Origin of the sequence: Slackia exigua ATCC 700122, assembly GCF_000162875.1 — a bacterium.
Classification (GTDB): Bacteria; Actinomycetota; Coriobacteriia; order Coriobacteriales; family Eggerthellaceae; genus Slackia; species Slackia exigua.
In genome coordinates this window covers 282912-292494 of record NZ_GG700631.1, presented here as the reverse complement: position 1 = coordinate 292494, position 9583 = coordinate 282912, and the positions used below count along the sequence as shown (strand labels likewise).

Here is a 9583-nt window from a genome sequence, read left to right as displayed (position 1 = left end):
CGCAGAGCGCGACGTCTCGGTCGAAATCGCGGGGATAGGAGGCCAGATCCTCGTTCGGGCGAATTGCGTCGGATTCAGAACACCGACACGGCCACGCGGTCGTTTTCTCGGTGCGCGCGTTCGATCAGGCTTGCGTGTCCTTCGTGCAGGTATCCCATCGTGGGAACGAGGCCGACCGTCTTGCCCGCGCGCCTCCACGCTCGGGCGATCGCCTTGGCGTCTTCGACGGTACGTGCGATCTGCATGACGAATCCTTCTTTCGATTGCGCGGACGAAAGGCCTCGCGCGTCGTCTCGGGCGTATCGCACGATCGATACCGTGCCTTGCGCCGTTTCGCCACGACGCCTTCATGCGCCGTGGCCAACGTGCGAATATTCCTGACCGGCGTTTACGTCTATGCGATTCGCCTTCTTCTCGTGGATAGGTTTCCGCATGACGGCTTCGTGACGTTTCGTCGGCAAGGTGTGGGGATTGTCTGCGCGCGTCGCCGAGAGGAGTACATTCGTATTCCAAGCCTTTTGGCTTTCAAACTATTCGCCGCAACGGACAGGAAGGCCTGTTTCGCAATGCGGCACCGATCGGGGGCGCGCCCGCGCATGAGGCTTTCCATGCGTCAGCCATGAGGGAATGCGCCTATGTGGGGATGGAATTTGAGCGCTGCGGGGAATCGCCTTCATCTAGGCATCGATATCGGCTCCACGACGACCAAGTACGCGGTCCTGGATGCCTCCACGCACGACGTGATGCATCTCGAATACCGTCGTCATGGCGCCCATCAGGCGGCATCGGTCGTGCGTGCGCTTGAAGAGGTCGAAGGGCTCTATCCGGGCTCGTCGGTCGAGGTCGCCGTCTGCGGTTCGGGCGGCGCGGCGGTGGCGGCCGCGCTCGACGTGCCCTTCGTGCAGGAGGTCGTGGCGAACGCGATCGCGATCAGGGACATGCATCCTCAGGTCAGGTGCGCCATCGAGCTCGGCGGCCAAGACGCCAAGATGATCTTCTTCCATAAGGACGAGGCGACCGGCGCGTTCGATGTGTCGGACATGCGCATGAACGGCAGCTGCGCCGGCGGCACCGGGGCTTTCGTCGATGAGATCGCCGCAGTGCTCGAGGTTCCGGTCGAAGGCTTCGACGCGCTGGCCCGCGAGGGCGCCACGGTCTACGATATCTCCGGGCGTTGCGGCGTGTACGCGAAGACCGACATCCAGCCGCTGCTCAATCAGGGCGTTCCGCGTGCGGACCTGGCGCTGTCCTCGATGCATGCCATCGCGAAGCAGACGATCGGCGACCTCGCGCAGGGTCTCGACATCACGGCTCCGGTCATCTTCGAGGGCGGTCCGCTCACGTTCAATCCGACGCTCGTGCGCGTGTTCGCCGAACGCCTGGGCCTTGAGGGCGACGATGTCGTCGTGCCCGAGCGACCCGAGATGATGGTGGCCATCGGGGCGGCCCTCTCATGCTCGGGGCTTTTCGCCGACGCGTCCGAGCCGCTTGACATCGATCGGGCCAAAGACGTGCTGACGCGCATGGGGCGCGGCGCGTCGTCGGCGTCGGGCCCGAAGTTCTTCGAGACGCTCGAGGAGCGCGACGCCTTCGACGCGCGGCATCGCCTTCCCGAAATCGTGCGTGCAAGCGACGTGCCGGAAAACGTCGGGCGCACGGTGCGCGCCTATCTGGGCATCGATTCGGGATCCACCACCACGAAATTCGCGCTCATCGATGAGCGCGAGCGCTTGATCGATGAATTCTATGCGTCCAATCAGGGCGAGCCGCTCGGCGTTTGCACCGATGCGCTCATGGCGCTGCGCGACCGGTATGCCAAGGCGGGCGTCGGGCTCGATATCATCGCCTGCGGCACGACGGGGTATGGCGAGGCGCTGTTCCAGCATGCCTACCATGCCGACTGCCACGCGGTCGAAACCGTCGCGCACGCTACCGCGGTCTGCGCCATCGAACCTGATGCGAGCTTCATCTTGGACATCGGCGGGCAGGACATGAAGGCCATCTGGCTCGACCGCGGCATCGTGTCCAACATCACGGTCAACGAGGCTTGCTCGTCGGGATGCGGATCGTTCCTCGAGAACTTCGCGTCGTCTCTGCGCATAGACGCGCCCGATATCGCCGCCGCCGCGTTCCGCGCCGATTTCCCCGCCCAGCTCGGCAGCCGCTGCACGGTGTTCATGAACTCGAGCATCGTGAGCGAGCAGAAATCGGGCCACGGCCCCGACGACATCATGGCGGGCCTGTGCCGTTCCATCATCGAGAACGTGTTCACCAAGGTCATCCGTGTGTCCAACCTCTCAAGCCTGGGAAACCGCATCGTCGTGCAGGGCGGCACCTTCAGAAACGACGCGGTGCTGCGGGCGCTCGAGCAGTATCTGGGCCTCGAGGTCACGCGCGCTCCGTATCCCGGCCTTATGGGCGCCATCGGCGTTGCGCTCCTGACCAAGCGCAAGGCTGAAGCCGCGCGCGCCGCCGGTTCGTTCGAGAGCTCCTTCATAGGCCTGGAAGCGCTTCCCGGTTTTTCATGGACCGAAGAGACAGGGCTTTCCTGTCCGTTCTGCGCGAACCATTGCAGCCGTACGCGCGTCACGTTCTCGGACGGATCGACGTTCATGACGGGCAACCGCTGCGAGCGCGGCGAGGTCGTCGGCGATCCGAAGGATGCCGGGGTGCGTGCGCAGGTGGCGGCCATCCGTGCCAAGACGGCGACGGTGCCGAACCTCTTCGAGGTGCGCAAGGACCTGCTGTTCAAGGATTACGATGCAGGGAAGGCGCCTGAGCGCGGCGTCGTGATCGGCCTGCCGCGCGTGCTGGGCTTCTGGGATCGCATGCCCTTCTGGCGCACGCTTCTGCGGGCGCTCGGCTTCACGGTGAAGATGTCGCGCCTCTCGACGCGCGCGATGTACGAGGAAGGGCTTCCGGCCGTCGCGTCCGATACCGTGTGTTTCCCCGCGAAGCTCGTGCACGGGCATATCCGCGATCTTGAACGCCAGGGCGTCGATCGCATCTTCTTCCCGATCGTGACCACGGTTCCGACGGAGAACACCGAGGAGACGAGCGAATCCATGTGCGCGGTGGTCAAGGGGTATCCGATGGTCATCGCCAATTCGGACGACCCGACGCGTCGGTCGGGCATTCCCTTCGACGATCCGCTGTTCCACTGGTATAGCCTTGCCGATCGTGACCGCCAGCTCACACGCTACTTCGCCGATGTCTTCGGCATCGGTGCGGACGAGGTCGCGCGCGCGATCGGCCGAGCCGACGCGGCCCAGGCGAGCTTCCGCGCCGAGCTGCTCGGGCGCGGGGCGGAGGTCATCGATGCCGCGGAAGCGGCGGGCACGTATGCGGTCGTGCTGGCGTCGCGTCCCTATCACAACGACGACCTGGTGAACCACGGCATCCCCGAGATGTTCTGCGAGATGGGCATTCCCGTGCTCACGCCCGATGCGGTGCCCGGCGCGGCCGAGGTCGACCTGTCGCGCAGCCGCTTGGACGTGGTCAACAACTTCCATGCGCGCATGCTTTCGACGGCGATTCTGGCCGCGGAAAGCGACAGCCTTGAATACGTGCAGGTCGTGAGCTTCGGCTGCGGGCATGACGCATATCTGTCGGACGAGATCGTGCGCCTGATGGACGAGGTGGGAGAAAAGACGCCGCTCATCGTCAAAGTGGATGAATCCGATAACCGGGGACCTCTGCGCATCCGCATCCGCTCGTTCGTCGACACGATAGGGATCACGCGCGAGATGGGGCGGACGCGGCGCGTGCGCAGCCTATCCGATCCGTACCCGGTGAAGTTCACCGAAGCCGATGCGCGGGAGAAGGTCGTTCTCGTGCCGAACACCTCGCATGCGTTCAGCCGCCTGATGGCATCGGTGTTCACGAAGCAGGGCGTGCGCGCGGTGCCGCTGCCGCTCGGACGCGAGCGTGCGATCGCGCTGGGCAAGCGTTACGTGCACAACGATATCTGCTTTCCGGCCCAGATCACGATCGGGGAGACGCTGGCCGCGCTCGAGAGCGGGGACTACGACGGGTGCGATGTTGCCGTGGCGACGGGCAAGTACATCGGCGACTGCCGCCTGACGCATTACGCGGCGTTGCTGCGCCGGGCGCTCGACGATGCCGGCTACGAGAACGTGCCCATCATCACGAACGACGACGTGGATTATCACGACATGCATCCCGGCTTCAGGATGAATCTGGCAAGCGCCATCCGCATCGCGATGGGTCTGCCGATGATCGATGCGCTTGAAGAGATGCTGCGCAAGATCCGTCCGTACGAGCTTGAAGCGGGGTCTGCCGATGCGGCGTTCGACCGGGCGATCGATGTGCTCATGGATGGCATCGAGACTCATGGCGTGCGCGGCGCGGCACGCGGGTTCGCCCGCGCGGTCGATATCATGGATGCCGTGGCCTACGATCGCAGCAATCCTCGTCCGACGGTGCTTATCGTGGGCGAATACCTGCTCAACTTCCATCCGGGCGCGAACCACGAGGTCGAACGCTATCTGGAAGCAAACGGGCTCGAGGTGGTCGAGGCGCGGATGACCGACGTCATCCGCAAGACCTACTTCTACAAGCATGCCCAGGTGCGCGAATACCGGGTGGACAAGCCGCTCGGCGAGAAGACCTGGTATGCGGTGGCGGACGACCTGTTCAACGTCGCACATGCGCTGACCGACCGCATCGCGGCGAAAAGCCCGCTCTACGAGCCGGCCACGCGCATGCAGGATCTGGTCAAGGCAAGCGACCCGATCATCCACCATACCTTCGACGCGGGCGAAGGCGTGCTCATACCCGGCGAAATCCTGCATCATGCCTCGCGCGGGTGCCGCAACTTCGTCATACTGCAGCCTTTCGGATGCCTGCCCAACCATATCGTCGGGCGCGGCATCGCGAAACGCCTGAAGGAGATGTATCCGGACGTGCAGATCCTGCCGCTCGACTACGATCCCGATGTGAGTTTCGCGAACGTGGAGAACCGCCTTCAGATGCTCATCATGAACGCCCGCGGGCGTGCAGAGTAGGAGGCCCCGTCCTCTTCGGTGCCTGATCGGGCGCATGAATGTTCGCGGGCGCTTGGGGTAGGAAAGGCGCCTCCCGTCGCGCGGGCGAATGCCCAGTTGAATGCCCGCGGGCGCGCGGGGTAGGACTATCCAGGGCGGAACGAAGCATAGGCGTTGCGAGCGCCCTTTGCCGCGAGGGGCGGGTCGAGAGGCAGGATGAGCCGCCTGTGAACGGCGCAGGGAAAGAATCGGCTGCGGCACCCATTGCCGCGAGGGGTAGGATGGATTCTACGGTCTGGCTACTCGACATATAGCGAGCGCCCGCGGACGCGAGGGGAGGGGTAGGACTATCCGGAACGGATCGAGGCGTAAGGATGAATCGGGCTCCGGTCGGCTTGTTGCGCGATGGTGTATATGTTCTTTTCCCCTCTAGTGTCAAAAATACGGAGCTTAGTGGAGTTTTGTAAGTCAAATCAAGAAGGTCCCTCGGCCAACGTTTCAATATATAGTGCATGCATAAGGCCTATGTGGCATATAAGGGAACGCTAGAAGCGTAGATCCGTGCGAGAGCAATAGCGTACGATGTAAGTTCCCCACTAAGCTCTGATATTCTGGCAGTTGAGCCTGAAACACCCGCGTTTTTTCGCAAAGCTCCGATTTTTCGGCAGGTTGAGCTCATCCGAACGTTCCGGCCTGATAGGGAGAGGCCTGATAGGAAGTTGCCTGATATCGAGCCGCCGTTTGGAATCGATCGGGAGCAGGGCCTGCACGCCTTCCCGAAAAGGCGACTCGACGGTAGGATACGCGATACTGCATCGTTCCGTGCTGGCTCCTTGCATGAGGGACCCCTCTTCGACGAGGCGACGGGAGGATGGGTTTTGCCGCGGTCGGTTCCTTGCATGCTCAAATCCTCTTCTCGCTGCGATCGCACCTGGAATGACCCTCCATTCCAGGTGCGACGTTAGGGATGCTGCGCGACAAAAGCGGGTCCGCTGGGAAGGCATCTGCAGTTTCGCCACATTGGGTCCGCCGGGAAGGCATCTGCAGTTTCGCCAGATCGGCGTCCGCCGGAAGGATCTCTACAGTTTCGCCAGATCGCGTCCGAGCAGGTAGGAGAGCGTGCCGCATACGGCGCCAAGATTCTGGCCGGGCATGACGAAATTGTAACTGTTCGCATAGAAGTCACCGGTCATGATGCCGGTGTTGTACAGGCCTTCGATCGGCATGTCGTCTTCATCGCAGACCTGCATGTTCTCATTCGTGCGCAGGCCGCCGCAGACCGTGAGGAACGTGGCACCAACGGTCTTGGTAGCGTAGAACGGCGGGGTGGAAATCGGATAAAGGATATCCGGATTCACGTGGAACTCCTCGTCGAGTCCTTGCTCCGCGAACGCGTTGTAGCGCTCGATCGAGGCCAGCGCTTCCTTCTGATCGATGCCTTCCATCTGGGCGACGAGCTCTTCAAGCGTGTCGGCCTTGTAATAGACGGCACCGGTGCCGATGCTCGAAGACCCGTTTTCGACGGCTTCGTCCCATGAGGCGATCATTTCCTCGGGAGTCTTCGGCATGATGCCGTTCTCGTGATCGAGGCAGACGCCGAAGACGTCCCATTCGTCCTGCGTATAGGCATAGGCCTTGTCCCAGGCGGCGAACGCGGTCTTCTGGGGAAGCTGCAGAAGCGACATCGCCCCGTACGCGAAGTTCGTGCATTCGTTCTGATAGCGTTTGCCGTGGATGTCCAGATTGATGCCCCAGAAATTGGAAATCACCCCATGCGCGGGACCTGAGGCGCCGCCGTTGATCATGGCTGCGACCGGATAGGTCTTCTGCCACGCCGCACCGATCCATAACCCCATCTTCTGCCCGTCGCCCGGCATGAGCCCCGAATAGGAGAGCTCGGCGTCGTAGTTGACGTCTCCCGCAAGCGACTCCTTGAAGTGCTTCCAGGCCCAGGGGCTGTATTTGGCCATCATGTCGGGGTTCTTGGAAAAGTCGCCCGTGGCGAGCACGACGGCTTTGTTCGCTACGTACTTCACGTACTTCCCGTCGGCGTTCTTGGCGACGACTGCGGAGACGCGTCCTTTGTTGCCATCTTCTCGAATGAGATACTGCGCCACCGTGTTGTAATGGATCTCCTTGCCGAAGTCGTCGGTCAGGATATCGGCATAGGCCTGCGCTTCGAGCGGGGCGCCGAACAGGGCGCCGAACGGCTGCTCGTCGTTGTAGAAGTTATGCGATGCGGGCGGGATGGTGATGGTGCCGTCCGGGTCGGTGTAGCCAGGCTCCAGGCAGCATTTGAGACCCCTTTTCTCCATGTGGTCGATCGTCCAGTCGATGGATTCGGCGGAGTTGTTGATCCAACGCTCCCATTTCTTCTTGTCCATGAAGTAGGTCCCCGCCGTCTGCTCCGCCTTGACGATTTCGCGCGCGATCTCGGGGGAGTAGTCGATACCCTTCTCCTTTTGGTATTTCGATCCGATGGCGTGATTCGATCCGCCGCGTGAGATGGGCTTGGAGCTTGCGGAGAATACGAGGACGTCGGCACCCGTTTCTGCGGCGGAGACGGCTGTGCACAGGCCTGCCATACCGGCTCCTACGACGATGATGTCATGGGTGTAGGTCTCGGCGATCTCGCTTTCGTCGACAGGCTCGGGCGGAATTTCGAAGCTCCAGGTTGCGTGTTCGTACGAGTCGGCCGTCAGATACGAGGTCGCATCGGCACCCGTATCGGCGTGTCCCATGTCGGAGTCTGCGGCGTCGGTCTTGGCGCACCCTGAGAGCGCGGCTCCCGTGGCCGCGATCGCTCCCGTCGCGATCGCGCCTTTAAGGAAGTTTCGACGGTTCATGGTCATGCTCATGGTTCCCTCCTCGTTCGACATGCGTCGAATAGTCATCCCCCTCCCCGGGGCTTGCGCCCAGTATGAGTCCGCATGGCCGCGCTCGCCTTCGCCCGCAGTCGGTGTTTTTTCGTTCCGTCTATCGCATACAGTAGGTGAAATGATCTATAAACCGCAGGTGAGAACACTTTTGCCCGCCTGATATCCCTGTGATACGATCGCTCGTACCTAAGGGAGGGATAGGCATGGCGAATTCGAATCGTTCGAGGCTTCTTCTGGTCGGTTTCGGCTTCGCGGCGTTTCTCGCCATGAATTCGTTTTCACTCTGGGGGTTCTCGACGCTGCCTCAGCGCGCTTTCGGCGCAGGCGCGGCAAGCCTCTGGTGCTCATCGATGATGATGGGCAACGTGGCATCGTTCTTCATGTACGCGCTTGCGGCGGCCTTGGTCCCGAAGGCGTTCGATAGAAGGCCGTTTCCCGAGGCTGCAGGATTATTGTTCGCAGGAATCGTGCTGCTCTTGGGCTTCTATCTTACCGATGCCGAGGCGATGCTCTTCGCCTCTGGAATCCTGTATGGCATCGGTACGACCTGCTGCTTCATATGTTGGGAATACGTGTTTGCCTTGAGCGTGGCGGAAGAAGCACGCAAACAGATAATCCTGGGATCGGTGCTTGCCGCGGCACCTTTTCTCGTCTATGTGCTCATCGATCGACAGGCCGTGCTTCTCGTCATGCTTCTGCTCGCGATGCTCTGCCTTGCGTCGCTCTTCGCTTGCCTGCGTCTTCCGGATACATCTGGAGCGGGACACGAGACAGGCATCGGATCGCGGTCGGTTGTGATGAAAGATACCCTGGTTGATCTGGCGCCGTCGCTTTTCTGCCTCGCCATGATCGGTCTTGCGTCCACCATGCTCGAATCGGGCATGGTCGTCGAGACGCCGTCGTTCATCGGAAGAGGTTTTATCGTATACGGTGCGAACATCGCGAGTGCCGTCGTCCTTGCGGCGGCATGGGGAGCGCTGCATCGTTCCACGAGCATCACCAAGGCGTTCATGGTTTTCTACCCTCTGCTCATCACCGCATTGCTGTTCTTTCCGTTTTTGCAGGGCGACCAGCGTATGGCCGTTGTGTTCATGGGGACGTTCGGCTTCACGCTGTTTTCCGTCGTCATGATGATGTCATGCATCGACTGCGCGAAGCGGACGGGACTTTCCCTCGCGGTGGCCTACCCGCTGTCTGCCGGCGTCTTGTACGCCTTTCATCATTTGGGTTCCGATATCGCGGGGCTTATGGCCGGAAGTTCCATCCCTCGGGAAAGTCAAGCGATCACGGCGGCATTCCTTCTGCTCTACGGCTGCTCGCTCGCGGTCTTCCTCATCAACGGGCGAAGCGGGGCTAAGAGACAGGCTAGTGTCGTCGTGCCAGGTTCTGACATCGTGAGCGCGCGCTGCCGTCTTATCGCCGAGGAGAACGGGTTTTCCGAGCGTCAGTCCGAGGTGTTCGACCTGCTTGCTCACGGCCACGACATACCGTCTATCGCGCGAAGGCTTTATATTTCGGAAAATACGGTCAGGACGCACGCGAAGAAAATCTACGCATCGCTCGAGGTTCACTCGAAGCAGGACATCATCGATTTGGTGAATCCGACGCGTCCCGTTGCATAAGGAGCCGCCGTTTGGAATCGATCAGGAGCGGGGCTTGCACGCCTTCCCGAAAAGGCGAGTCGGCGGTAGGATACGC

The 9583-nt window shown here is 61.7% G+C and carries 4 protein-coding genes; 2 read left to right on the top strand and 2 right to left on the bottom strand.

The features are described from left to right. Window positions 1-74: 74 nt before the first annotated feature. Window positions 75-245 (bottom strand): pantoate--beta-alanine ligase, encoded by a 171-nt coding sequence (locus HMPREF0762_RS09405; RefSeq protein WP_006362968.1) that lies wholly within the window; start codon window positions 243-245, stop codon window positions 75-77. 390 nt (window positions 246-635) lie between these two features. Here HMPREF0762_RS09405 and HMPREF0762_RS07315 point away from each other — a divergent pair, with 390 nt between their 5' ends. Then, entirely contained in the window at window positions 636-5027 is a 4392-nt protein-coding gene (locus HMPREF0762_RS07315; RefSeq protein WP_006362964.1) for an acyl-CoA dehydratase activase, read from the top strand. 1058 nt (window positions 5028-6085) lie between these two features. Here the strand turns inward: HMPREF0762_RS07315 and HMPREF0762_RS07310 are convergent. Continuing rightward, the gene (locus HMPREF0762_RS07310) at window positions 6086-7864 is read right to left on the bottom strand and encodes an FAD-dependent oxidoreductase (protein WP_245935528.1); all 1779 of its coding nucleotides are present in this window, start codon (window positions 7862-7864) and stop codon (window positions 6086-6088) included. Between the two features lie 224 nt (window positions 7865-8088). On the opposite strand from HMPREF0762_RS07310, the gene HMPREF0762_RS07305 reads away from it, so the two are divergent. Beyond that, window positions 8089-9507: a helix-turn-helix transcriptional regulator gene (locus HMPREF0762_RS07305; protein ID WP_006362958.1), complete on the top strand. Its 1419-nt coding sequence runs from the start codon at window positions 8089-8091 to the stop codon at window positions 9505-9507. The last annotated feature ends 76 nt before the right edge of the window (window positions 9508-9583 follow it).